This is a genomic window from Micromonospora sp. NPDC050187, assembly GCF_044459745.1.
Lineage (GTDB): Bacteria > Actinomycetota > Actinomycetes > Mycobacteriales > Micromonosporaceae > Micromonospora.
Genome location: NZ_JBITJH010000002.1, coordinates 389736 through 413165 on the forward strand (window position 1 = coordinate 389736; position 23430 = coordinate 413165).

Annotated in this window: 23 protein-coding genes; 12 read left to right on the forward strand and 11 right to left on the reverse strand. The window is 73.2% G+C overall.

Features of this window, described 5'->3' with window-relative positions:
- Positions 1-12: 12 nt before the first annotated feature.
- On the forward strand, positions 13-912 hold the full coding sequence (locus tag ACIBJE_RS04965; protein ID WP_396742955.1) for an LLM class flavin-dependent oxidoreductase: 900 nt from the start codon (positions 13-15) through the stop codon (positions 910-912).
- A gap of 13 nt (positions 913-925) precedes the next feature.
- On the opposite strand, the gene ACIBJE_RS04970 is transcribed toward ACIBJE_RS04965, so the two are convergent.
- The 4 genes from ACIBJE_RS04970 to ACIBJE_RS04985 form a co-directional block, all read right to left on the reverse strand.
- Positions 926-1414, reverse strand: a complete 489-nt coding sequence (locus tag ACIBJE_RS04970) for a type II toxin-antitoxin system PemK/MazF family toxin (RefSeq protein ID WP_396742958.1) — start codon at positions 1412-1414, stop codon at positions 926-928.
- A gap of 153 nt (positions 1415-1567) precedes the next feature.
- Complete coding sequence (locus ACIBJE_RS04975; protein WP_396742961.1) at positions 1568-2434, reverse strand: MauE/DoxX family redox-associated membrane protein; 867 nt, start codon at positions 2432-2434, stop codon at positions 1568-1570.
- A gap of 66 nt (positions 2435-2500) precedes the next feature.
- Positions 2501-3097 carry a cell wall protein gene (locus ACIBJE_RS04980; RefSeq protein ID WP_396742964.1) on the reverse strand — a complete coding sequence of 199 codons (597 nt, stop codon included), beginning with the start codon at positions 3095-3097 and terminating at the stop codon, positions 2501-2503.
- Between the two features lie 13 nt (positions 3098-3110).
- Complete coding sequence (locus ACIBJE_RS04985) at positions 3111-3524, reverse strand: hypothetical protein (RefSeq protein WP_396742966.1); 414 nt, start codon at positions 3522-3524, stop codon at positions 3111-3113.
- 184 nt (positions 3525-3708) lie between these two features.
- On the opposite strand from ACIBJE_RS04985, the gene ACIBJE_RS04990 reads away from it, so the two are divergent.
- The 6 genes from ACIBJE_RS04990 to ACIBJE_RS05015 all read left to right on the forward strand — a co-directional run bounded on the left by ACIBJE_RS04990 (position 3709) and on the right by ACIBJE_RS05015 (position 10837).
- A complete protein-coding gene (locus ACIBJE_RS04990; protein WP_396742969.1) occupies positions 3709-5559 on the forward strand; it encodes a prolyl oligopeptidase family serine peptidase in 1851 nt (616 codons plus the stop codon).
- 5 nt (positions 5560-5564) lie between these two features.
- Entirely contained in the window at positions 5565-5714 is a 150-nt protein-coding gene (locus ACIBJE_RS04995) for a hypothetical protein (RefSeq protein WP_396742972.1), read from the forward strand.
- An 87-nt stretch (positions 5715-5801) separates the two neighbouring features.
- Positions 5802-7700: a RiPP maturation radical SAM C-methyltransferase gene (locus ACIBJE_RS05000; protein ID WP_396742975.1), complete on the forward strand. Its 1899-nt coding sequence runs from the start codon at positions 5802-5804 to the stop codon at positions 7698-7700.
- The gene (locus tag ACIBJE_RS05005) at positions 7681-8340 is read left to right on the forward strand and encodes a DUF5825 family protein (protein WP_396742978.1); all 660 of its coding nucleotides are present in this window, start codon (positions 7681-7683) and stop codon (positions 8338-8340) included. Before ACIBJE_RS05000 ends, ACIBJE_RS05005 begins: the two co-directional genes overlap by 20 nt.
- A 48-nt stretch (positions 8341-8388) precedes the next feature.
- Positions 8389-9594, forward strand: coding sequence for a cytochrome P450 (locus ACIBJE_RS05010; RefSeq protein ID WP_396742981.1), 1206 nt, complete (start codon positions 8389-8391; stop codon positions 9592-9594).
- A complete protein-coding gene (locus ACIBJE_RS05015; protein ID WP_396742984.1) occupies positions 9587-10837 on the forward strand; it encodes an MFS transporter in 1251 nt (416 codons plus the stop codon). Before ACIBJE_RS05010 ends, ACIBJE_RS05015 begins: the two co-directional genes overlap by 8 nt.
- Before the next feature lie 10 nt (positions 10838-10847).
- Here the strand turns inward: ACIBJE_RS05015 and ACIBJE_RS05020 are convergent, their stop codons facing one another.
- From ACIBJE_RS05020 to ACIBJE_RS05035, 4 genes are all read right to left on the reverse strand, one after another.
- Positions 10848-11834: a LacI family DNA-binding transcriptional regulator gene (locus tag ACIBJE_RS05020; RefSeq protein ID WP_396743503.1), complete on the reverse strand. Its 987-nt coding sequence runs from the start codon at positions 11832-11834 to the stop codon at positions 10848-10850.
- Between the two features lie 123 nt (positions 11835-11957).
- Positions 11958-12794, reverse strand: coding sequence for a carbohydrate ABC transporter permease (locus tag ACIBJE_RS05025; RefSeq protein WP_396742987.1), 837 nt, complete (start codon positions 12792-12794; stop codon positions 11958-11960).
- Entirely contained in the window at positions 12791-13786 is a 996-nt protein-coding gene (locus ACIBJE_RS05030; RefSeq protein WP_396742990.1) for a carbohydrate ABC transporter permease, read from the reverse strand. Before ACIBJE_RS05030 ends, ACIBJE_RS05025 begins: the two co-directional genes overlap by 4 nt.
- Before the next feature lie 58 nt (positions 13787-13844).
- On the reverse strand, positions 13845-15137 hold the full coding sequence (locus tag ACIBJE_RS05035) for an ABC transporter substrate-binding protein (protein WP_396742993.1): 1293 nt from the start codon (positions 15135-15137) through the stop codon (positions 13845-13847).
- Between the two features lie 251 nt (positions 15138-15388).
- Between ACIBJE_RS05035 and ACIBJE_RS05040 the strand changes: the two genes are divergently transcribed.
- Together ACIBJE_RS05040 and ACIBJE_RS05045 are read left to right on the forward strand one after the other, a co-directional pair.
- Positions 15389-17014 carry a glycoside hydrolase family 43 protein gene (locus ACIBJE_RS05040; protein ID WP_396742996.1) on the forward strand — a complete coding sequence of 542 codons (1626 nt, stop codon included), beginning with the start codon at positions 15389-15391 and terminating at the stop codon, positions 17012-17014.
- 47 nt (positions 17015-17061) lie between these two features.
- Positions 17062-17721, forward strand: a complete 660-nt coding sequence (locus ACIBJE_RS05045) for a polysaccharide deacetylase family protein (protein ID WP_396742999.1) — start codon at positions 17062-17064, stop codon at positions 17719-17721.
- A 14-nt stretch (positions 17722-17735) separates the two neighbouring features.
- Here ACIBJE_RS05045 and ACIBJE_RS05050 read toward each other — a convergent pair whose 3' ends face one another.
- The 3 genes from ACIBJE_RS05050 to ACIBJE_RS05060 are packed head-to-tail and all read right to left on the reverse strand — an operon-like array spanning position 17736 to position 20408.
- Positions 17736-18380, reverse strand: coding sequence for a response regulator (locus tag ACIBJE_RS05050; RefSeq protein WP_396743002.1), 645 nt, complete (start codon positions 18378-18380; stop codon positions 17736-17738).
- Positions 18371-19501, reverse strand: coding sequence for a sensor histidine kinase (locus ACIBJE_RS05055; protein WP_396743005.1), 1131 nt, complete (start codon positions 19499-19501; stop codon positions 18371-18373). The genes ACIBJE_RS05050 and ACIBJE_RS05055 overlap by 10 nt, the downstream gene beginning before the upstream one ends.
- A gap of 22 nt (positions 19502-19523) precedes the next feature.
- A complete protein-coding gene (locus tag ACIBJE_RS05060; RefSeq protein WP_396743008.1) occupies positions 19524-20408 on the reverse strand; it encodes a VTT domain-containing protein in 885 nt (294 codons plus the stop codon).
- A 164-nt stretch (positions 20409-20572) separates the two neighbouring features.
- Between ACIBJE_RS05060 and ACIBJE_RS05065 the strand changes: the two genes are divergently transcribed.
- The 3 genes from ACIBJE_RS05065 to ACIBJE_RS05075 all read left to right on the forward strand — a co-directional run bounded on the left by ACIBJE_RS05065 (position 20573) and on the right by ACIBJE_RS05075 (position 23412).
- Complete coding sequence (locus ACIBJE_RS05065; protein ID WP_396743011.1) at positions 20573-21553, forward strand: DUF2804 domain-containing protein; 981 nt, start codon at positions 20573-20575, stop codon at positions 21551-21553.
- Between the two features lie 205 nt (positions 21554-21758).
- Complete coding sequence (locus tag ACIBJE_RS05070) at positions 21759-22046, forward strand: holin (protein ID WP_396743014.1); 288 nt, start codon at positions 21759-21761, stop codon at positions 22044-22046.
- A gap of 46 nt (positions 22047-22092) precedes the next feature.
- Positions 22093-23412, forward strand: coding sequence for a family 43 glycosylhydrolase (locus tag ACIBJE_RS05075; RefSeq protein WP_396743017.1), 1320 nt, complete (start codon positions 22093-22095; stop codon positions 23410-23412).
- Positions 23413-23430 lie beyond the last annotated feature (18 nt).

A 23430-nucleotide genomic window follows, 5' to 3' on the forward strand; every position in this document is an offset into this window, starting at 1 on the left:
GGGAGAACCGCGATGACCGACTACGGGCACGACCTGCTCTTCGGGGTGTTCGTCACGCCCGCTGCCGAGCCGGTGCACCGGGCGGTCGAGTTGGCCGTGGTGGCCGACCGCGCGGGGCTGGACCTGGTGACGTTCCAGGACCACCCCTACCTGCCGACCTTGCACGACACGTGGACGCTGCTGTCGTACGTGGCCGCGCGCACCGAACGCGTCCGCCTCGCCGGCAACGTGCTGAACCTCCCGCTACGCGCACCGGCGGTGCTGGCGCGCAGCGTGGCCAGCCTGGACCGGCTCAGCGGCGGCCGGATCGAGTTGGGTATCGGGGCCGGCGGGTTCTGGGACGCCATCGAGGCGATGAGCGGACGTCGCCTCTCCCCGGGCGAGTCGGTGGCGGCGCTGGCGGAGGGCATCCGGATCATCCGGGAGGTCTGGGCGGCGGAGCGCAGCGGCCCGGTGCGGGTCGAGGGCGACCACTACCGGGTGGTCGGCGCCAAGCGCGGCCCGGCTCCCGCCCACGACGTCGACATCTGGGTGGGCGCCTACAAGCCGAGGATGCTGCGGCTGGTCGGCCGGCTGGCCGACGGCGCGCTGCCCTCCCTCGGCTACCTGCCGGGCGGCGCCGACGACCTGGCCGGGCTGAACACGCACATCGACGAGGGTGCCCGCGCGGCCGGTCGCGCGCCGACGGAGATCCGTCGGCTGCTCAACATCACCGGCCGCTTCGCCCCGACCGGCACGGCGTTCCTCGACGGGCCGGCTGAGCAGTGGGCCGAGGACCTGGCCGGTCTGACCGTCGAGTACGGGGTGAGCGCCTTCGTCCTGGCGGCCGACGACCCGGCCACGATCGAGCGGTTCGCCGCCGACGTCGCTCCGGCCACCCGCGAGCTCGTCGCGGCCGAACGCGCCCGGTGACCGGCCGGCCGCCTCAGCCGAGCCAGGTGAACACGCCACGGAGGCGGTGCGGCAGGGTGCGCCGCCAGGTCGCCGGGTCCACGCTGCCCGCCCGGCGGACGAAGGCTCCGTCGCTCATCCGGAAGACGCGCGACAGGTCGAGGTAACTGTCGTGGGTGGCCCGCCGGTCCCAGGAGGCGGTCGGGATCACGACATGGCCGGATCGCCAGCTCCGCGCCCTGCTAGTGATCTTGAGTACGTCGACGAACCGAGGGTGGACGCGCAGCACCAGGCACGGGCGGACCTTCGAGCCGGTGCCCTCGACGTAGGGGACGTCGGCCCACCAGATCTCGCCCGGCCGTGGCCGGTTGGGCAGATCCGAGGTCCGGAGGACGCCGCTGCGGCCACCGACCCACCGCCTGACGGTGACGACCACGGCGACGGTGACGCCGAGGCAGAGTCCCAGGTTGACGCCGATCTTGATCAGGTCGAGGTACGTCGCCGGGTCCAGCAGCCGGTGCACCGGTCGCCCCCTCCCCCAGACCGCACGCGCCCTCGGGCCACGTCCGCCCCGGCTCTCGGATCGCACCGGTCGCCGCGCGGAAACGGCACCGGGCCGGTCCCGGCCGCCCGGGTGGTCGCCCGCCCGCCATCCTAGGTGTTTCGCGGCCGGGACTCAGGCGGGGACGACGGTGAGCCGGCCATCGCTGGGTGGGGCGGTGCCGGCCAGGCTGAGCAGGGTCTGCCCGGTGGTGTCGTCGACCAGGGCGACGCGGACCGCCGCTGGCTCCGGGTCGGCCAGCGGAACGGCGAACACGGCGGTCACCGCCCGGCCCTGGTAGCGCGCGGCGTGCGCGGCGAAGCGCCAGCCGTCGGCGTCCCAGTGCTCGCGGACGTCGGAGCGCAGCAGCGGGGCCACCCGCCGGTAGGCGTGGCTGAGCTGGAGTTGCTGCACGGTGGCGAGCAGCGGCACACCGGAGCCGCCACGCAGCGGGTGGGTCAGCCGGGCGCGCAACCGGCGCAGCGGCAGCAGCCAGGTCGCGTCCAGTTCGGGCGAGAGCGCCACCACCGCCGCCACCTCGGCGAGCAGCACGATGCCACCGGCCGCCGGCCGGTCGGCGAGCGCGGCGGACCAGCCGGTGGTGGTCGTGGCGGCCAGCGCGCCGGCGGCCACCAGCAGTCCGGCCCGGAGGAGGCTGCGCCCGGAGACGGGGGTCGGCTGGGCGCTGAGGCAGCCGCAGGAGGCCGTCGGCGCGACCCGGCGGGTGTGGCCGAGGTAGGCGAGGAAACCGACAGCCAGCGCGGTCGCGGCCACCGCCTCCAGCCGTGACGTGGGCGGCAGCAGCAGCGCCGCACCGAGGGTCAGCTCGACGGCACCGACCACCCGGTAGGCGGGCAGGGCCCGGCGCTCGCCGAGCAGCACGACGAGCCCGGACCGGTGGGCGGTCGCGGTGGCGTGCCGGCTGAACAGCTTGAGGCGGGCGGACCAGAGCAGTACCGCACCGATGATCAGCGGTTGCAGCGCCGCGATCATGTCGATCATGGGTTCTCCCTCAGGTGATCCGGCGGGTGACGCCCCGGGCGGTGCGGTCGCCCGGGGCGCGGTGCGTCAGGCGGCGGCGTAGACGGTGGCGATGTCGATCTCGTTGGTCTTCGGGTGCCAGGCCCCGAGGATCTGGACGTGGCGGCCGACCCGCAGCAGCGACAGGTCGCTGACCGCCGGGGTGCCGTTGTAGACCGCCGCGGAGCGGCCGGGCACGACGTGCGCGACGATCCGCCGGCCCTTGTGGTCCAGGTGCACGACGTTGCGGCCGACCGCGGCGATGTGGCCGTGCAGGTTGACGATGTTGACCCAGACGGAGTCCGCGGCGAGGGTGCCGTCGGGCAGTCGGACGCCCCGGGCGTAGAGGCCGTCGCCGACGGCGATCCGGTCGAAGGTGGTCGGGTGCAGCTTCCAGATGCTCGTGCCGTCGGTGATCCGGATCGAGTGCAGGACCGTGTCCGAGCCGGTCACCAGCAGCATGTGGCCGGAGATCGAACTGATCAGCCCCTCGGCGAAGTTCGGGTCGGGCGCGCCCGGCTCGACGCCGACGGCTTCGGCGGCGAAGGCGGCCTCGGGGGCGAGCGAGCCGAGTCCGGTGGCGCCGACGACGCCACCGAGCGCGGCGGTGGCGAGCAGCCGCCGGCGGTCCACTGTCTGGTTCATCCTGGGCCTCCCTCTAGACCGAATCGACCGAACAGGGCCGCAGCCCGGTGGAGAGACTGGCGATCACGCTGTACGCCGCAGGCGTCAGGTCGATGATCCGGTTGCTGCCGCAGGCCGACCCGCAGCAGGTGCGCTCGCCGCACCAGAGGTCGGTCTGCGGGCCGCAGTCGGCGATGGTGGTGCCGATCCGCGCGCCGTTGCAGAGGTTGGTGGTGTAGTGCCGGTAGCCGCAGGTACGGCGGCTCATCCCGGTGATCCCGCAGACGTGCGGCCGGGTGATGGCCAGGCACGCGTCCGAGGCGTTCGGCCACGCGTGCTGGTAGTTGCCGGAGCTGCACGTGCCGCAGGCCCCGAACCCGGTCGAGCCGCACGGCCCCCAGGCGTTGCCACAACAGAACCAGGACACCTCGCCTCTCAGAGCTACCACGGTTGCCTCCCTCCACGTCCACGATCGAAATCTATCGATCGTTCTCTATATTGACGGAGATTTTTATGTTGGGATTCGCCGGAGTCAACCGTCAAGGGGAAGGTTTTCTACGCGACGGCGAAAATCCGCCGGACAGCGGCACGCCAGCCCAGCGCACCCGGCCGCGAACCTCGTTTACATATCGATGAGTGCCGATTACTATCGGTGGCGGACCTACCGCAGGAACGGGGTCGTCGTGATTCCACCGCGCGCGCCGGCCTTCGCCGCCGACGATCCCCACCGGGCCGTCGACCTGCGCCACGTCGGGGGCCGCAGCCAGCTCGTCGCCTGGCACCGCACCACCGGTCACCGCCGGGTCCTCACCGACGCCCGGCACGGAGTGGACGCCTACGACCTCGAACCGCACGGTGGTCACGTCTGGTGGTTCGACGCCGGTCCGGACGGGGCGGGGGTCTGGCGTCGCCAGCCTTTCACCGGCGGACCCACCGGTCCGGGCCTGGCCGGCCTCCCCCGGGGCCGGCCGTACGGCGTCGCCTTCGACCGGGCCGGGACACGGGTGGCCGTCTGCGTCGGGATCGACGCGGAGTCACGGTGCTACCTGGGCCGGCCCGGCGGGCCGGGGCACCTGCTCGCGACCGCCCCGGGTTACCTGTCCCTGGTGGACCTCAGCGCGGACGGTCGGCTGCTCGCCCTGGCCGGACGGCCCGACGGTCCCCAGGCGGTCACCGTGCTGCGGCCCGACGACGGACACGTCGACGTGGTAACCGGTGACCGGCACCGCCGGGTGTGGGCACTGGAGTTCCGACCCGGGCCGGGAGACGACGCCGACCTGCTGGTCGTCGTCGAGGCGGACGGGCGGTACACCGTCGGCACCTGGTGCCCGGGGCACGGCCTGCGCCTGCGGGAACACCTCGCGTTCGACTCGGAGATCACCGCGCACTGGTACGCCGACCGCGACCGGGTGCTGGTCCAGCACGACCGGGCGGGTCGCAGCCGGCTGCTCCTGGCCGACCTCGACGGCGGCGCGCCGCGCGTGCTGCCGACCCCGGCCGGGACCATCCTCGACCTGGCCTGCGCGCCCGAGGGCACGATCCACTACGTGTGGAGCCGGGAGGCGGTGCCACCCCGGCGACTGGTCGTCGACCCGACCAGCGACGCCCCGGCGGCGGTCCCGGCGGCCGTACCCGGGCGCGGCGAGGTGTGGACGCCCCGGCCGTACGGTCGGATCCACAGCTTCCTGGCCACCCCACCCGGCGCCGGTCCGTGGCCGACCATCCTCCTCGTGCACGGCGGGCCGTTCCTGCACGACCGGGACAGCTACGACCCGAGGGTCGAGGCGCTCACCCGCGCCGGGTACGCCGTGGTGCGCACCAACTACCGGGGCTCCACCGGCTACGGCCCGCGCTGGCGGCACGGGTTCGGCCACCGGGCCGGCCTCGCCCAGGTCGAGGACCTCACCGCGGTACGCCGGCACCTGATCGACCTCGGCGTCGCCCGGCCCGGGCAGACCGGGATGTGCGGCTACTCCTGGGGCGGCTACCTGGTCCTGCTGGCGATGGGCCTCCGGCCGGCGGACTGGGCGGTCGGGCTGGCGGTCTCCCCGGTGGCCGACTACCCGGCGGCCCACCGCGCGACGATCCCCGCCCTGCGGGAGGCGGACGAGGAACTCTTCGGCGGCACCCCCGACGAGGTCCCCGACCGGTACCGCGCCGCCGACCCGATGACCTACCTGGACCGGGTCCGGGGTCCGCTGTTCCTCGCCGCCGCCACCGACGACGAGCGGTGCCCGGCCGACGCGGTCCGGCGGTACGTGGCCGGGCTGCGCCGCCGGTCCGTGCCGCACGAGGTGCTCTGGGTCCCGGGCGGACACCACGGGGATCCCGCCGGCCAGACGGCGGTCTTCACCGCCCTGCTCCGCTACGCCGCGACGGCGCTGCCCCCACGCCCTGAGGCCGGGCGGCAGCCCACCGACGCACCCGAACCGGACCTCCGCAGCGGGCGGGGGGCTACCCCGGACCCCATCGGAGGGAGGTGAATGGAATGAAGCGACGCATCGTGCGGAACGACCCGATCAGCACCGGCGAGCGGGACCGTGGCGCCGTCATCGTCAAGATGCTCCTCGATCTTGACCGGGCGGTCCCGGCCGCGCGTCCGCAGGCGACCGACGCGGACCGCAACACCGGCAAGTGACCCGGTGAGGCACGCCCACGCGCCGTTTCCGGAGCGCGAGCGCGGCTCCGGGAACGGTGCCCCCGTCCGGTCGAGAGGAGTCCGCTGTTGAAGATCGTCCTGGTGCACATGCCGTGGGGGTCGCTCGACGTCCCGTCGCTGGCGCTGGGCATCCTGCGTACGGCGGCCACCCGGGCCGGCCACGACGTCGAGATCCGCCACGCCAACCTCGACTTCGTCGACTGGGCGGTGGCACGACTCCCCTTCGGCCTGGCCGACTACCAGTACTTCTCCGAGTCGTCCTACTTCCAGGGAGCCGGGGACTGGGTGTTCTCCGGCGCCCTCTACGGCGCACCACGGCCGGCCACGTCGTTCGCCGGGCTGCTGGCCGACGCCGGGTCGGACCCGGCCGAGATCGCGCTGACCGCCGAGCTGCACCGGCTGGTGCCCGACTTCGTGGACACGCTCGTCGCCGACCTGTGCGCCACGGACGCCGACGTCGTCGGTTTCACCAGCACCTTCCAGCAGAACACGGCCAGCCTGGCCACCGCCCGCCTGCTCAAGCAGCGCCGCCCGGACGTGCGGACCGTGCTCGGCGGGGCCAACTGCGACGGGGCGCAGGGCGCGGCGCTGCACCGTAACTTCCCCTTCCTGGACTTCGTCGTCCGGGGCGAGGGTGAGTTGGCCTTCCCCCGGCTGCTCGACGCGGTGGCCGCCGCAACGGCGGACCTGGCGGACATCCCCGGGCTGTGCTGGCGGGACCCGACCGGCACGGCACGGGCCAACCCGCTGTCGACCCGGCCGCTGCCGCCGGAGCGGATCGTCGCGCCGGACTACGCCGGCTACGTCGAGCGTCTGGACGCCTCGGCAGCCGCCGAGTGGGTGGCGCCGAAGCTGGTCGTCGAGGGCTCACGCGGCTGCTGGTGGGGCGAGAAGCACCACTGCACGTTCTGCGGGCTCAACGGCTCGCTGATGCAGTTCCGCAGCAAGAGCCCGGCCCGCTTCCTCGACGAGGTGCTCGGCCTGGCCCGCGAACACCAACTGCTCGACTTCATCGTGGTCGACAACATCCTGGACATGGCGTACTTCGACTCGGTGCTGCTGCGGCTGGCCGAGTCGGAGTACGACGTACGCCTGCACTTCGAGGTCAAGGCCAACCTGCGCCGGCAGCACTTCCGGCGGCTGGCCGAGGCGGGCGCGGTGCAGGTCCAGCCGGGGATCGAGAACCTCAGCACCCACGTGCTGCGGCTGATGGACAAGGGCGTGACCGGCTGCCAGAACGTCCGGGCGCTGCGCGAGGCGCAGAGCGCCGGGGTGACCACCAGTTGGAACTACCTGTACGGCTTCCCGGGCGAGAAGACCGAGGACTACACCGAGGTCGTCGCCCAACTGCCGATGCTGCACCACCTCGACCCCCCGATGGGCTCCGCCCGGATCGCCATCGAACGGTTCAGCCCCTACTTCGACCGACCGGAGCTGGGCTTCCCGACCCTGGAGCCGGCCCCGCAGTACCGGGAGATCTACCAGCTGCCCGCCGGGGAACTCGCCGACCTGGCGTACATCTTCACCACCGTCGCCCGGGGCATCGACCGGCAGGAGGCGGCGGCCCTCGACGCCGCCCTGGACCGCTGGCGGGCCGCCTACCCGGTCAGCCGACTCACCTGGCAGGACCTCGACGACCGGATCGTACTGGTCAGCCGGCGTGCCGCCTACGACTGGTCGGTGCGGGAGCTGACCTCGCCGGTCGAGGTCGGACTGTTCCGGATGCTGGAGCAGCCCCGCACGCCCGCCGCGCTGGCGGACCGGACCCCGGGCGGGGAGGCCGTGGTGCGTCCGCTGCTGGAGCAGTGGTGGGAGCTGGGCATCGTGTTCCGGGAGGGCGGCTGCTACGTGCACACCGCCGTGGAGTCGCACAACCAGGTGCTGGCCCGGATCGACCACCGGCGCGCCGGGGCGGACGGGGCGGCAGCAGGTGGGGAGGATCGCCATGCCGTCGCGGCCGGTTGACGTCGACGCCGCCGGGGTGCGGGTCGACCTGTCCCGGGACTACGACCCGGTCGCCGCCCGGCTGCCCGGGATGGCGCTGGGCACCCGCCACCTCGCCGGGGCGTGCACCCCGGCCGCCGCCGGCTGGTACCGCGAGGGGGCCCGGCACGCGCGGCTGCCCGCCCCGGTCGACCTGTGTCCCGACGCCGACGCCGCCTCGGCCCGGGCGGTCGCGCTGCTCCGCGAGCTGACCGCACACGGTGTCGCGGTCGACTGGACGGCCCGCTGCCACGACGGGTGCCACGGCGACGGCCTGTTCACCCACCTGTACCCGCCGACGCGGATCGACGGCGACCCGGACGGCACGGCCACCGCCGGCTGGCGGAACGCGTTCTTCCCCTGCCGGTGCGTCCACCGACGGGGACCGGGCTTCGTCGAGGTCCGGGACCGGCGGTCCGGCTCGCTGGAGGTGGTCACCATCGACGAACCGCAGCATCTCGCGGCCGTCGCCGCGGCGGCGGAAGGTGTCGCCACGGACCTGGTGCCGGCCGAGGTGCGTCGCGATCTCGTCGGGGCGCGTCTGGTCGTCGAGCGGGCCGGGCACCTGTGGTGGCTGCCGACCCGCGCCTACCGCTGGCCGTTCCCCGCCCTCATCGTGTAGCTCCCCGACCGCCCGCCAGCACCCCGACCGCTCGCCACGAGGAGACCCATGGACACCACCAGGGACGAGCCGGCGTCACCGGGGCAGGCCCCGTTCATCGTCGACCCCTACCCCACCCTGGCCCGGATCCGGGCCAACGGCCCGGTGTCGATCCTGCACAGCGACGAGGGCCTGCCCATGTGGGTGATCGCCCGGTACCGCGACGTACGGGCCGCGTTGGCCGACCCCCGGTTCGGCCAGGACGTCCGGCGGGCGCAGGAACTGGCGGACGAGCGGGTCGAGGGTACGACCCTCGGCAGCGACATGGTCCACATGCTCAACAGCGACCCACCCGACCACACCCGGCTCCGCCGGCTGATCCACGGGTTCTTCACCGCCAAGCGGGTGGCGGCGATGCGGCCGATGGTCGAGCGGATCACCACCACGCTGCTCGACGGGCTCGACGGCCGGGACACCGTCGACCTGGTGACGGACTTCGCCTTCCCGCTGCCCATGCTGATCATCTGTGAGCTGATCGGCTTCCCGCCGGAGGACCGCCTCGCCTACCGGAACTGGTCGACCGCGATCCTCACCCACAGCGACGACTCCGAGGCGTTCGACCGGGCGATGCGGGACCTGACCGACTACATCACCGGGCTGCTCCGGCAGCGCCGGTCCGATCCCCGCGACGACATCCTGACCGTGCTGCTCGCCGCCCGCGACCAGGGCCAACTTACCGACGACGAGATCGTCGGCATGGTGTTCCTGCTGCTCATCGGTGGTCACGAGACGACCGTCAACCTGCTGGGCACCGCCACCCTCGCCCTGATCCGCCACCCCGACCAGTACCGCTGGCTGCGGGAGCACCCGGCGGCCCTGCCCGTGGCGATGGACGAGTTCCTCCGGTACGAGTCCCCGGTCAGCATGGCAACGCTGCGGTTCACCACCGCGCCGGTGGACGTCGACGGGGTCGAGATCCCCGCCGGCGAGTTGGTCCTCGTCTCGCTGGGCGGGGCCAACCGCGACCCCGACCGGTTTCCCGACGCCGACCGGCTCGTCCTCGACCGCGCCGATCCCGGGCACCTCGCCTTCGGGCACGGCCTGCACCGCTGTCTCGGCGCGTTCCTCGGCAAGCTCGAGGGAGAGGTGGCGCTGGGCCGGCTGCTGGAACGCCACCCCGGGCTGACGTTGGCCGGCGGCGAGGACACCCTGCGGTGGCGCAACACGATCATGCTGCGCGGGCTGGAGTCACTGCCGGTGGCCCGGCATGGCTGACTCCGCCACCGCCACCCGTCGACGCCTGCGGCCCCGGCTGGACCTGACGCCGCTGCGGTCCCGGAACTTCCGGCTGCTGTTCGCGGCCGAGTCCGTCTCGGTCTTCGGCGACGCGTTCCACGCGGTCGCACTGCCCTGGCTGGTCTACCGGATCGGCGGGGGCGCCCGGGAACTCGGGCTGCTGGTCGCCGTCTACGGCCTGTGCCGGCTGGCGACCACACCGCTGGGCGGGATCCTCGCCGACCGGATCGGGGCGTGGCGGGTGATGCTGGCCGCCGACCTCGCGCGGCTGGCGTCCACCGTCGGAATCGCGGCGGCCGCCTTCACCGGCGTCCGCGACCTCCTGCTGCTCGGACTCCTGGTCGCCGGCACCGGCCTGGGGGCCGGCCTGTTCCAACCCGCGGCGTACGCCATCACGCCCCGGCTGCTCCCGCCCGAGCAGCTCCAGGCGGGCAACGCGCTGAACAGCACCGCCGCCTTCGCCGCCGGGCTGGCCGGACCCGGAGTGGCCGGCCTGGTGGTGGTCGCGCTCTCGCCGGGCGCGGCGTTCACCGTGGACGCGCTCACCTTCGCGGTGTCGGCGGTCTGTCTGGCGGCCATCGGGGCGAGCCACCGCCGGGCCGTGCCGGTCGTCGCCGAGGCCGGGTCGCCGCCGGCGACGCGGGTGACGTTCCGGCAGCTGCTGCGCGAGTCGCCGCTGCTGCGGACGGTCCTGGTGGTGACCGCGGCGGCCAACCTGACCGTCGGCGGGATGATCCGGGTCGGTCTGCCCTCACTGGCCAGTGTGGACCTGGCCGCCGGTCCCGGCGGCTTCGGTGGCCTGTTGGCCGCGTTCACCGGCGGTTCGCTCGCGGGTGGGCTGTTCAGCGCCGGACTGACCGGTCTCCGACGTCGGGGGGCCACCGCCATGCTCTCCGGGCTGGTGATGGCCGGGGCGGTGGCGCTGGTGCCGTTCGCCGGCTATGCCGGCGCGCTCGTCGCCCTCGCCGTCGCCGGGGTCGCCAGTACGGTCACCAACGTGCTGATCATCACGGTCGTCCAGCAGAACACCGCCGCGCACCTGCTCGGTCGGGTGATGAGCGCGGTCCTCTTCGCCGCGCTGGGTCTGTTCCCGCTCTCCACCGTGATGGCCGGTGTGGTGGTGGAGACGTACGGCAGCACGGTGCTCTTCCTCGCGACCGCCGCGACGCTGGCCGCCGCCTTCGGGTTGGGGCTGTCCCGCCGGGCGGTCCGGGACCGGTGAGACGGGTCCCCTACCGGTCGGCCGGCGGGGCGGCGCTGTCGCGGACGACGAGTTCGGTGGCGAGTTCCACCCGGGGGCTCTCGATCTTCTCGCCACGGGCCAGCCGCAACACGGTCCGCGCGGCGAGCATGCCCATCTCGGCCAGCGGCTGGCGGATCGTGGTCAGCGGCGGGGAGCACCAGCGGACCTCGGGCAGGTCGTCGAAGCCGACCACGCTGACGTCGTCGGGCACTCGCAGGCCACGCTTGCGTACCGCCTCGTAGACGCCGAGCGCCATCTGGTCGCTGGAGGCGAAGATGGCCGTCGGCGGATCGGGCAACGCCAGCAGCTGGGTGCCGGCGGCGTACCCGGCCTCGTGGTAGAAGTTGCCGGGACGGACGAGCGCGTCGTCGAAGGCGATGCCGGCGGCCTCGAGGGCCGCGCGGTAGCCGTCGAGCCGGGCCCGGCTGCACATCAGCTGGGGCGGCCCGGCGATGAACCCGATCCGCCGGTGGCCGAGGCCGAGCAGGTACTGGTTGGCCCGCAGGCTGCCCGCCCAGTTGGTGGCCCCGACCGTCGGCGCCTCCTGCGGGGCCACCCCGGCCGGGTCGACGATGACCACGGGGATGTTGAGGCGGCGCAGCTCGGCCTGCAACGGTGGCGCCACCATCGAGGTCACGAAGATGACCCCCTCGGTGGAGCGGGTCCGCATGTTGTCGAGCCACTGCTTGGCCGACGAGGTGCGCCGGTGGATCGCCGACACGACGGTGCCGACGCCGCTGCTGTGCGCGACGTCCTCCACCCCACGGATGATCTCCACCGCCCACGGGCTGTCGAGGTCGTTGAAGACCAGGTCGACCAGGCCGGAGCGGGGCCGCCGGCTCGGCGGACGGCGGCGGTAGCCGTGCCGGGTGAGCAGCTCCTCGACCCGTTCGCGGGTCTGCGGGGCGACGTCGGACCGGCCGTTGATGACCCGCGAGACCGTCGGCACGGAAACGCCGGCCAGGCGCGCGATCATCGCGATGGTGACGTTCCGGTCGTTGTCGGTGCCCACGGTCCGCCCTTTCGTCGTGGCTCGTGCCTGTGGTCGGTGAAGGCTACCGGAGCCGCCGACGCGCCCCCCGGTGGCGGGGGACGCGGCTCAGCCCTTCACGCTGCCGGCCAGACCGCCGATGAGCTGGCGTTCGGCGACGGCGTAGAAGCCCAGGGCCGGCAGCATGGACAGCACCACGTAGGCGAGCACCCGGGCGGTGTCGTCGGCGTACTGCCCCTGGAAGGCCTGCACCCCGACCGGGAGGGTCCACCAGCTCTGGTCGGTGAACACCACCAACGGCAGCATGAAGTTGTTCCAGCTCGACACGATGGCCAGCACCGAGACGGTGGCCAGCGCGGGACGGGCCATCGGCAGCAGGATCCGCCAGAAGAACCCGAAGGGGCCGCACCCGTCGAGGACGGCGGCCTCCTCGACCTCCCCGGGGATGGTGCGGAAGAACTGCCGCAGGATGATGATGGTGACCGGCAGCCCGAACGCGGCCTGCGGCAGGATCACCCCGAGCGGGTTGTCCAGCAGGCCCATCCCGCGCAGCAGGACGAACAGCGGCAGGATGGCCACCGCGAACGGGAACATCAGCCCGACCGCGAAGAGGGTGGCCAGCAACTCCCGGCCGCGGAACGCGAAACGCGCGAAGACGAACGCGGCCATCGCCGCCGCGCCGACGACCACAGCCGTCGTGGCCACCGCGATCAGGACGCTGTTGCCCAGTTGCCGCCAGAACACCCCGGAGCCGAGGATCCCGGTGTAGTTCTCCGTCACCCACGGGTCGGGCCAGCCGAGCGGGTTGGTGGAGAGCTGGCCGTTGTCCTTGAACCCGCCGAGCAGCCCGAACCAGACCGGCACGACGATGAGGGCGGCGACGGCGACGCAGACGAGGTGCAGCACGAGGCGGGCCCGCCGCCCGGGGTTCGCGGTGCCGGTCACCGTTGGCCTCCCTGGTTGGTGAGGGCGCCCTCGGTGTCGCGGCGCAGCACGTACCGCTGGTAGACGAGGGCGAAGACGAGGCTCAGCAGGAACATGACGATGCTGATCGCGCTGGCGTAACCCACCTCGAAGCGGCGGAATCCGTACTGGTACATCGTCACGGCCATGGTCTCCGAGGCGTGGATCGGGCCGCCGCCGGTGAGCACCCAGACCATGTCGAACAGCTGGATGGTGCCGATGACCGACAGGAACACGCTGATCCGGATGGTCGGGCCGAGCAGCGGCAGGGTGACGTGGCGGAACGTCTGCCAGGCCCCGGCGCCGTCGGTGGTGGCGGCCTCGAAGAGTTCCTTGGGGATGCCCTGCCGGCCGGCGAGGTAGAGGATCATGTGGAGGCCGAAGTACTTCCAGGAGATCACGAGGAAGACCGCGAGCAGCACGGTGTCCGGGTCGGCGAAGACCGCACCCGCGTCGGCGCCCAGCCACCGCGACAGTGTGTCCCCGAGTCCCCGGTTGGGCGAGAACACCAGGGTGAACAGGACCGCGGTGGTGACCTCGGAGAGCACGTACGGCGCGAAGAAGAGCAGCCGGTAGACGCTGCGGCCGGCGAGCGGCTGGTTGAGCAGCATGGCCAGGCCCAACGCGACCGGCAGTTGGACGACGAGCGACAGCACGACCAGGACGAGGCCCCGCCACAGGTCCCCCCGGAACGTGGGGTCGCCGAGGGCGCGGGTGTAGTTCTCCAGCCCGACGAAGTTGTCCGGCAGGCCGAAGCCGTTCCACTTGTACAGGCTGGCATAGCTGGCCACCACGATCGGGGCGACGACCAGCAGCAGGAACAGCACCAACGCCGGGGTGAGGAAGGTGGTGATCGCGGTTAGGCGGCCCGCCCGGGGCCGGCGGCGACGCGGTCGCGCGCCGTCCGGTCCCGGGACCGGAGGGCCCGTCGCACCGCCACGCCGTGGGCCGGACGTGGTCGACGCCGTGGTCATACCCGTTTCCCCTCGATTCTGGCGGCCGACTCCGGGCCGGTGTGGTCGGTGACCATGCCTACTGGTTCTTCGCCACCGTGGTGATGTCCCGGACGATCTGCGCGGGCGTCCGGTTACCGGCGACCAGCTCGGCGACGCTGTCGTTGACCTGCTGGCCGACGGCCGGCGGGTAGGCCTGGTCGAGGTAGAGCTGGAACCCGGTCGCGGCGGCCAGGGTCTGCGCGACCACCCGGTTGTTGGGGTCGGAGATGGCGTCGGCGGCGGCGGTGGCCGTGGGCAGCACCGCCCCCGTCGCCGCGGCCTTGCGCTGGTTGTCGACCGTGAGCAGCGTCCGGAGGAAGTCGACCGTCGAGGCGGGCGCGTCCTTGCCGACCGCGAAGCCGTTGCCGCCGCCGAACGCCTCCGACGCCGAGCCCCGGCCCCCCTCGACCGACGGGAACGGGAAGAAGCCGAGTTTGTCGCCGAGTCCCTTCTTGCTGGTGGAGGAGGACGCCTGCACCGACGGGGCCCACTGGCCCATCAGTTCCATGGCCGCGCCGCCGTTGCCCATCGTGGCGGCCTGCCCGTCCGGGGAGCTGTAGTCCGCGCCGAGGAAGCCCTTCTGGAACGGTTGCAGGTCCACCAGTTCCTTGAGCCGCTCACCGGCCGCGACGAAGTCGGGGGTGTCGAAGTTGTTGTCCTTGGCGGCCTGTTGCAGTGCGCCGAGCCCACCGATGCGCATCGCCAGGTAGGCCCAGTAGTAGTGGCCCGGCCACTTCTCCTTGCCGGCGAGCGCGATGGGAACGGTGCCGGCTGCCCTGAGTTTCCGGACCGCGTCGAGGAGCCCGGCCCAGGTGGTGGGCTCGGCGGTGACACCGGCGGAGGCGAAGAGATCCTTGTTGTACCAGAAGCCGACCATGCCGACGTCGAACGGGACGCCGTAGATCCTGCCGTCGACGGTGAACGGCTGCACCGCAGCGGGCAGCAGGGTGTCGATCCAGGGCCGTACGTCGTCGGTGAGGTCCCGGACCAGGCCCGCGTCGACCTGTTGCCGGAGCACTCCCCCGCCCCAGGACTGGAAGAGGTCGGGCGGGCTTCCGGCCTGGGTGGCGGTGGTCAGCTTGGCCTTGAACGCCTCGTTCTCCAGGGGCTGGATCTCGACGGTCACGCCGTCGTGCGTGGACTGGTACTCCTTCGCCATCGCCGCCCAGACCGGCAGCATCGGCTCGGTGTTCTGGATATGCCACCAGTTGATCGCCTGCGGGCCGTCCGGGTCGCCGGAGTCCCCGCCGCCGCAGGCGCCGAGCAGGTAGGCGCCGGCACCGGCGCCGACGAGGCCGAACAGCGTTCTGCGGGAGAGGTGCGCTGCCATGGTTCATCCCTTCGGGGACTCACGAGGTGCTCGGATGCCGATCTGGCCGACGCGATTCGGCCATGGTTTTCCGGAAGTTTCGCAAGCGGTGCCGGAATTACCAAGTGATGGCGGGCACGCTACGACGTGGTTGCACACCGGGTCAAGGGGTCTGTCCTATCGCGACAAGAGCGGTTACCGTGGTTGAGACGTACCGCGTTTCCGGACGGGACTTCCGGAAGTTTGCCGAAAGCCGCACCAGAGGAGCCGACATGTCGACCGAGACCGCTGACGTGGCGACCGCCGCCCGGTCGATCCGCAATCCCGTCCTGACGGGATTCCACCCGGACCCGTCGATCCTGCGGGTGGGCGCCGACTACTACCTGGCCACCTCGACCTTCGAGTGGTATCCGGGGGTGCGGGTGCACCACTCCCGTGACCTCGTGCACTGGCGACCACTGGGCGGGATCATCACCGAGCGTCGCCTGCTCGACCTGCGCGGCTGCGGGGACTCCAACGGCGTGTGGGCACCGGACCTGTCCCACCACGACGGTGAGTTCCACCTGGTGTACAGCGACGTGGCGAGCTTCGCGAGCGGCTACTGGGATCCGCAGAACTTCCTGGTCACCGCGCCCGACATCGCCGGTCCCTGGTCCGATCCGGTAAAGCTGCACGGGCGGGGTTTCGACGCCTCGCTGTTCCACGACGACGACGGCGACAGCTGGCTGCTGAGCATGAGCGCCGACTGGCGGCCCGGCCGCGACCGCTTCGCCGGCATCGAGATCCAACGCTACGACCGGGTCCGGCGCCGACTGGTCGGCCGTCCCCGGACCATCTTCACCGGCACCCCGGTCGGGCTCACCGAGGCGCCGCGCCTCTACCGCCACGACGGCTGGTACTGGCTGGTCACCGCCGAGGGGGGCACCAGCTGGGAGCACCAGGTCACCGTCGCGCGGTCACGCGAGCTGTTCGGGCCGTACGAGGTGGATCCGGCGGGACCGTTGTTGACCTCGGTCGGCCGCCCGGATCTACGGTTGCAGAAGGCCGGCCACGGCAGCCTGGTCCGCACCCCGGCGGGCGACTGGTACCTGGCGCACCTGGTCGGGCGGCCCTATACGCCGCTGGGCAACTGCGTGCTGGGCCGGGAGACCGCGATCCAGCGGATCGAGTGGGCGCCGGGCGGCTGGCCCCGCGTCCCCGGGGGCGTCCCGGCGGACGAGGTCACCGCGCCCGACCTGCCCGCGCACCCCTGGCCGCCGGAGCCGGCCACCGACCACTTCGACGACGACCGGCTCGGCCCGGGCTGGTCGACGCTGCGCCGGCCGGCCGGCCCGGACTGGCTCGACCTGCGGACCCGCCCGTCCCACCTGCGGATCCACGGTGGGCAGTCACCGGTCGGCCGGCAGACGCCCAGCCTGGTGGCGCGACGGGTCGGGGCGACCCGGTGCTCGCTGGAGACGGTGGTCGAGTTCGACCCGCTCGACCACCGGCACCTGGCCGGGATAACCGCGTACTACAACACCCTGAACTGGCACTACCTCTACCTGACCCGGGCCGACCACGGGCAGGTGGTGCTGGAACTGCTCAGCGCGGACGGTGGACGCCGCCGGACGTACCCCGACCTGACCGTCGAGGTCGGCGACGCCGGTCGGGTCGGGCTGCGGGCGGTGTTCGACGGTCCGGTCGTCCGGTTCGGGTACGACCTCGGGGCCGGCTGGCGGGAGCTGCCGACGACGCTGGACGCGACCATCCTCTCCGACGAGCACGCCGCGCTGATCATCGACGGGGAACCGGCGGCGTGGGGCTTCACCGGGGCGTTCCTCGGCCTCTGGGTCCAGGACCTGGGCAACGACGGCGTCCACGCCGACTTCGACCACGCCACCTACCTCGAACACTGAACCCGGTCGGCGCCCCGGCGACGGCCCCGGTACGGACAGGACACCCGATGCCACCTTCCGCCGTGACCCGCCCGGCCGGCGCGCCCGGCCCCGCCCGGCCCCGCCCCGTCAGCGCCGCCATCGTCGACACCGCCCGGGGCGGTGGCCGCGCGGTCAGCCTCACCTTCGACGACGGACCGAATCCCGCCGACACCCTGCGGCTGCTGGGCGTCCTGCGCCGGCACCGGATCGCCGCCGTGTTCTGCCTCTGGGGCGAGCACGTCGACGACCATCCCGACGTGGTCCGCCGGATCGTCGCCGACGGGCACGCCCTGGGCAACCACGGCATGCGCCACGACGACATGGGCCGCTGGCCGCCCGAGCGGATCGTGGCGGACCTGCGGGAGACCGACGACGCCATCCGGCGCGCCGTACCGGGTGCCCGGATCCGGTACTTCCGCGCCCCCTACGGCGCCTGGGGAGGGACGCCCGCCGTGGCCGCGTCCCTGGGCATGCGGCCGCTCGGCTGGCGGCTGGCCGTCGGCGACTGGGAACCGCCCGGCACCGACGAACTCGTCCGACGGCTGCTCGACGGGGTCACGCCCGGTGCCGTGGTGCTGATGCACGACGGTGGCGGCGACCGCAGCCAGACCGTCGACGCGGTCGACCGGGTCGTCCCCGTCCTACGGACGCGGCGCTGGCGGTTCACCCTGCCCGCGCGGGACTGACCCAGCCGACGGACTCAGACCCCGAGGTAGCGGAGCACCGCCAGCACCCGGCGGCTGTAGCCGGCCGCCCGCGGCAGGTCGAGCTTGTCGAAGATCGTGTTGATGTGCTTCTCCACCGCGCTCTGCGACACGTGCAGCCGCTCCGCGATGGTCGCGTTGGTGTGGCCCTGTGCCATGTGGTGCAGCACGTCCCGCTCGCGCGGGGTCAGCCGGGTGAACGGATCGGCCGGGTCCGTGCCGGCCAGGACCTGCCGGACCACCTCGGGATCGAGCGCGGTCGCGCCGGCTGCCACCCGGTCGAGGGCGTCGAGGAAGTCGTCCACCTGGGCGACCCGGTCCTTGAGGACGTAGCCGACGCCCTCCGGGCGGTCGGCGAGCAGGCGGGTGGCGTACCGCTTCTCGACGTACTGGGAGAGCACCAGGATGCCGGTCGACGGCCAGCGCCGCCGGACCTCCAGGGCGGCCCGCAGCCCGTCGTCGGTGTGGGTGGGTGGCATCCGCACGTCGGTGACCACGACGTCGGGCCGGTGCCGGTCGACGGCTCCGGTCAGTTCCTCGGCGGAGGCGACGGTGGCCGCGACGTCGTGCCCCTCCTCGACCAGCAGCCGGGCCAGCCCCTCCCGCAGCAGGGTGGAATCCTCGGCGAGCACTATCCGCACGGCAGTTCCACGGAGACGGTGGTGGGCCCGCCGGCGGGACTGTCGACGCGCAGCCGCCCGTCGAGGGCCCCGACCCGGCGGGCCAGGCCGGACAGCCCCCGCCCGGCAGGGTCGGCCCCGCCGACGCCGTCGTCGCCCACCGCCATCCGGACCATCCCCTCCCCCGCACCGATCTCGACGGTGATCAGGGTAGCGACGGCGTGCTTCGCCGCGTTCGTCAGCGCCTCGCAGGCCACGAAGTACAACACCGTCTCGACCTGCCGGGCGGGCCGTGCCGGCAGGTCGCAGCGGATGCGGACCGGCACGTCGGAGCGCTGGGCGACCAACTCCAGCGCCTGCCCGAGGTCGGCGTCGTCGAGCGCCGACGGGTACACCCGCCAGGCCACCTCACGCAACTCCACGACGGCCTGCTGAACGTCGGAGTGGGCCTGGGCGATCAGTTCGGCCGTTCGGGCGGCGTCCCGGCTGCGGCGGGCCCGGCCGAGCAGCATGCCGAGGGCGACGAGCCGCTGCTGGATCCCGTCGTGCAGGTCCCGCTCGATGCGCTGCCGCTCGGCGTCCACCGCGGCCATCACGCCCGCCCGGCTCACCACCAGTTCCCGGACGCGGTCCTCGAGCAGTTCCCGCCGGCTCGGGCCGAGCAGACGCCGGGCGAGCCGCACGTCCAACGCACCGACACTCGCCACGGCCTGGACGTTGACCAGGAACAACGCCGCACCGACGACCACCTGCACCAGCGCGTCGGCCACGCCGAGGTCGCCCCGGAGCGTGGCCAGCAGCACGATAGACGCCAGCACCACGCCGACGGCGAGCAGCCCGTACGCCAGCAGGCCGAGCGCCCCGGGCAGCAGGCGTACGGCCAGGTAGCCCACATCCTTCCGCCCGCCCGCCGCGCCGGGCGCAAGTTCGGCGTCGTGGAACCGGACGAGGCGACGGCGCTCGTGCCGCACGAGCGCCGAGGCGTACCGCCGGATCTCGGCGCGTACCGGGCGGCGGACCGGGGGCACGACCCCGGCGACGGCCCCGGCGACGGCCGCGACCGTGAGGAAGAGCCCCGCGACGCCGGCGGTGAGAATCCCGAGGGCGACCCCGAGGGGAATCCCTCCCGGGCGCGGCGGCACCGGCCGGTCTCCCGCCACCGGCTCAGGGCCTCCCGTCGGAGTGTCCGCCGGACGGCCACCCGTCCGAGCGGGCGCTGCGGTAGATCGTGCCCCGCCCGCCCGGATCGGGGGCGACACGCAGCGGCGCGGGTCCGACCGGATCGGGGGCGACACGCAGCGGCGCGGGCTCGACCGGATCGGGGGCGACACTCAGCGGCGCGGGCTCGACCGGCGGGACCGGACCAGCGGCTGACGCCCCGCCCCGTCGGGCCCGGACGAGGCGGGAGCCCACGAACCAGCCGACGGCCACCACGCAGCCGAGGATCACCACGTTCTGGAGCACTCCGACGTACCCCTCCACCAGGTGCCAGTTGTCGCCGAGCAGGTAGCCGGCCAGCACGAAGGCGCTGTTCCAGATCAGGCTGCCCAGCGTGGTGTAGACGGCGAAAGTCCCGATGGGCATCCGCTCCACCCCGGCCGGCACGGAGATCAGGCTGCGGAAGATCGGGATCATCCGGCCGAAGAAGACGGCCTTGACCCCGTGCCGCAGGAACCACGCCTCGGTGCGGTCCACGTCGCTGAGCTTGACCAACGGCAGCCGCGCCGCGACCGCCCGGATCCGGTCCCGGCCGAGCACCGCGCCGATCCGGTACAGCGCGAGTGCGCCGAGCAACGAGCCGAGGGTGGTCCAGAAGATCGCGCCGAGCACGCTCATCCGTCCCTGGGCCGCCGCGAAGCCGGCCAGGGGAAGGATCACCTCGCTGGGGATCGGCGGGAAGAGGTTCTCCAGCGCGACGGCCAGGCCCGCTCCGGGGCCACCGAGCCGTTCGACCAGGTCGGTGACGTGGCCGACCAGACCGTCCTCGGGCGGCGCGGCCCGCCGGGTGGCGGTGCCGGTGGTGAGCAGGGCGTGCGCGGTGCGAATCATGCTCCACACGTTACGAACGAATCGGCGGGTCGACCACGGGGCCGGCCACCGACTCCGTCGGCGACGACCACACCGGACGGAGTGCGGAGAACCACAGGAGTGCCCGCCCGTTGCCGGTTCCGCCGACCCTCCATCGACGACCGACCGGTCGGTAGCCTGCCGCCATGACGCACGAGCGCGAGATCACCGAGCCGGTCGAGCTGTGTCTGCCGGACGGCCGCCTCAACCCCGACGCGGTCGGCTGGACCCGCCGGCCGCTGCACCGGGCCAACCTGCGGGGCTGGGGCCGGCGCAAGCGGTGGGAGTACTGGGGGGTGGTCACCCCCACGCACGTCCTCGGGGTCGTCGCGTCCTCCCTCGACTACGCCGGGGTGCACAGCGTCTACCTGCTCGACCGGGCCACCGGCACGGAGGTCGCCACGGAGGCGGTGGTCCCGTTGGCCCGCGGGGTCGTCCTGCCCGAGCGCAGCGGCGCGGGGCGGGTGTCGGTCCGGGCCGGCGCGGTGACCGTGACGGTCGACCAGACACCCGGGGCGACCGCCCTGCGGGCCAGCGCCGGGCAGGTCGAGATCGACCTGACCGTGCCGATGCCGCCGGGGCACGAGTCGCTCGGCGTGGTGGTGCCCTGGGGACGGCACCGCTTCCAGTACACGGTCAAGGACGTCGGACGGCCGGTGCGCGGCCGGTTCCGGGTGGGTCCCACCTGCTACGACGTCCCGCCGGCGGAGTCGTTCGCGGTGCTGGACCACGGGCGGGGCAAGTGGCCGTACTCGATCACCTGGAACTGGGCGGCGGGTGCGGGACCCGGTCGCGCGATCCAGCTCGGCGGGGCCTGGACCGACGGCACCGGGAGCACCGAGAACGCGCTCGTCGTCGGTGGCCGGCTACACAAGATCGGTGACGAGCTGCGCTGGCGGTACGACCGCTCCGACTGGATCCGTCCGTGGCGGATCGCCGGTCCCCGGGTCGACGTGACGTTCCATCCCTTCCACGAGCGGGTCTCCCGCACCGGCCTCGGCGTCGTCGCCAACGAGACCCACCAGTGCTTCGGGCACTTCACGGGCTGGGCGGCCACCGACGACGGCGAGCGGGTCGACCTCGACGGTCTGGTCGGTTGGGCGGAGGAGGCACGCAACCGCTGGTAGCACGGGCGTCGACGAACGCGTCCGGTCCACCGCCGCCTGGAAGGCGCGGTCGCGTCTTCGCGGGCCGGGCGGCCGATGACGGCGGCGGGACGGTGGTCCGGGCAGGCTGTCCACAGGTGAGCGCCGGTGCGTCCGGCGGCCCGCCGACCCCGTCCCCTCCGCCCGGACCGCGCCGTTTCCGGGCCGTGTCGCACCTGGAGACACCGTGTTCACCACGACCTTCTGGAAGCAGACCGCCGAACGGGCGGTCAAGTCGGCCGCGCAGGCGCTGCTCGGCCTCTGGGCCCTCGACGGCTGGTTCGACATCCTGACCGCCGACTGGCCGATGGCCGGCGGGGTGGCTGCCGGCGGCGCGGTCCTGTCGCTGCTGACGTCCCTGATCTCACTCGCCGGCGGGCCGGAGCAGTCGCCGAGCCTGGTGTCGACCGCGTCACCGGCGGTGCCCGTCGAGCCGATCCCCCGCCCGCCGCGCGCCCCCCACGCCGCCCGGTAGCGCCGGATCCCTTTCTTTACATCGATGCACGTGGTTGTATTCGGTCATGCGCCGACTTCTCTCCTGCCTGGTCGCCGCCCTCGCGGCCAGCCCTCTCGTCCTCATTGCCGCACCACCCGCCCTGGCCGCCACCACGGCACCGGCGCTGGTCATCGGCAGCGACTTCCCTGACCCCGACATCCTGAAGGTCGGTGACACCTACCACGCCTACTCGACCAACAACGGCAACGGCAACGTGCCGGTGGCCACGGCGACCTCGCTGACCGGCCCCTGGACGCGCCGGCCCGACGTCCTGCCCACTCTCGGTGCCTGGGCCAGCGGCGGACGCACCTGGGCACCCGAGGTGTTCCGCCGCGCCGACGGCAGGTACGTGCTCTACTACACCGCGCTCAGCCGCAGCGTGGGCCGGCAGTGCATCGGGGCGGCCACGGCCGGATCGCCGCTGGGGCCGTTCACCCCGGTCGGCACCGGGCCGCTGATCTGCAACGGCGGCGAGGGCGGCGACATCGACGCGTCCAGCTTCGTCGACAGCACCGGCCTGCGGTACATGCTCTACAAGGACGACGGCAACGCGATCGGCCAACCGACGAGCCTCTGGCTCCAGCAGGTCGCCGCCGACGGGGTGACGTTGCAGGGATCCCGGGTGGAGCTGCTACGCAGCGGTCGCCCGGAGGAGGCCGGGGTCATCGAGGCACCGGTGCTGACCAAGGTCGGCAGCCAGTACGTGCTGTTCTACTCCCTCGGCGGGTACGGCGGCGACGCCTACCAGACCAGCTACGCGACCTCGGGCTCGCTGACCGGCCCGTACACCAAGGCGTACCGTTCGCTGCTCACCACGGCCTCGTTCGACAACGCCGTCCGGGGGCCGGGCGGTGCGGACGTCGTCCGGGAGGCCGGCGGCGACCGCATCGTCTTCCACGGCTGGATCAACAACAACAGCGCCCGGGGGATGTACGTGGCGGACCTCGGCTGGTCCGGCGGGTACCCCGTCGTGCGGGGCAGCCGGGTGCGCTACGAGAGCGAGCGGGGCCGGCTCAACAACTGCGCGGTACGCACCACCACGACCGCCTCCCAGGGGCAGGCCGTCGCGTACATCGACCACGCCGACAGTTGGGTCGAGGTGACCGTGTTCGCCCCGCGCGCCGGGAACTACACCGCGCACATCGCGTACTCCGCCGGCTACGGCGACGCCCAGCACACCCTCATCGTGAACGGCGGGGCGGCCCAGGCGGTCACCTACCCGAACACGGGATGGGAGACCTGGCGGCAGGTCCGGGCCGACGTCACGCTCAACGCCGGCAACAACACCCTCCGGCTGACCCACCGCAGCCGCTGGGCGGAACTCGACTTCGTCGAGATCGCCTAGGTTCCGGCCCGGGGCCGC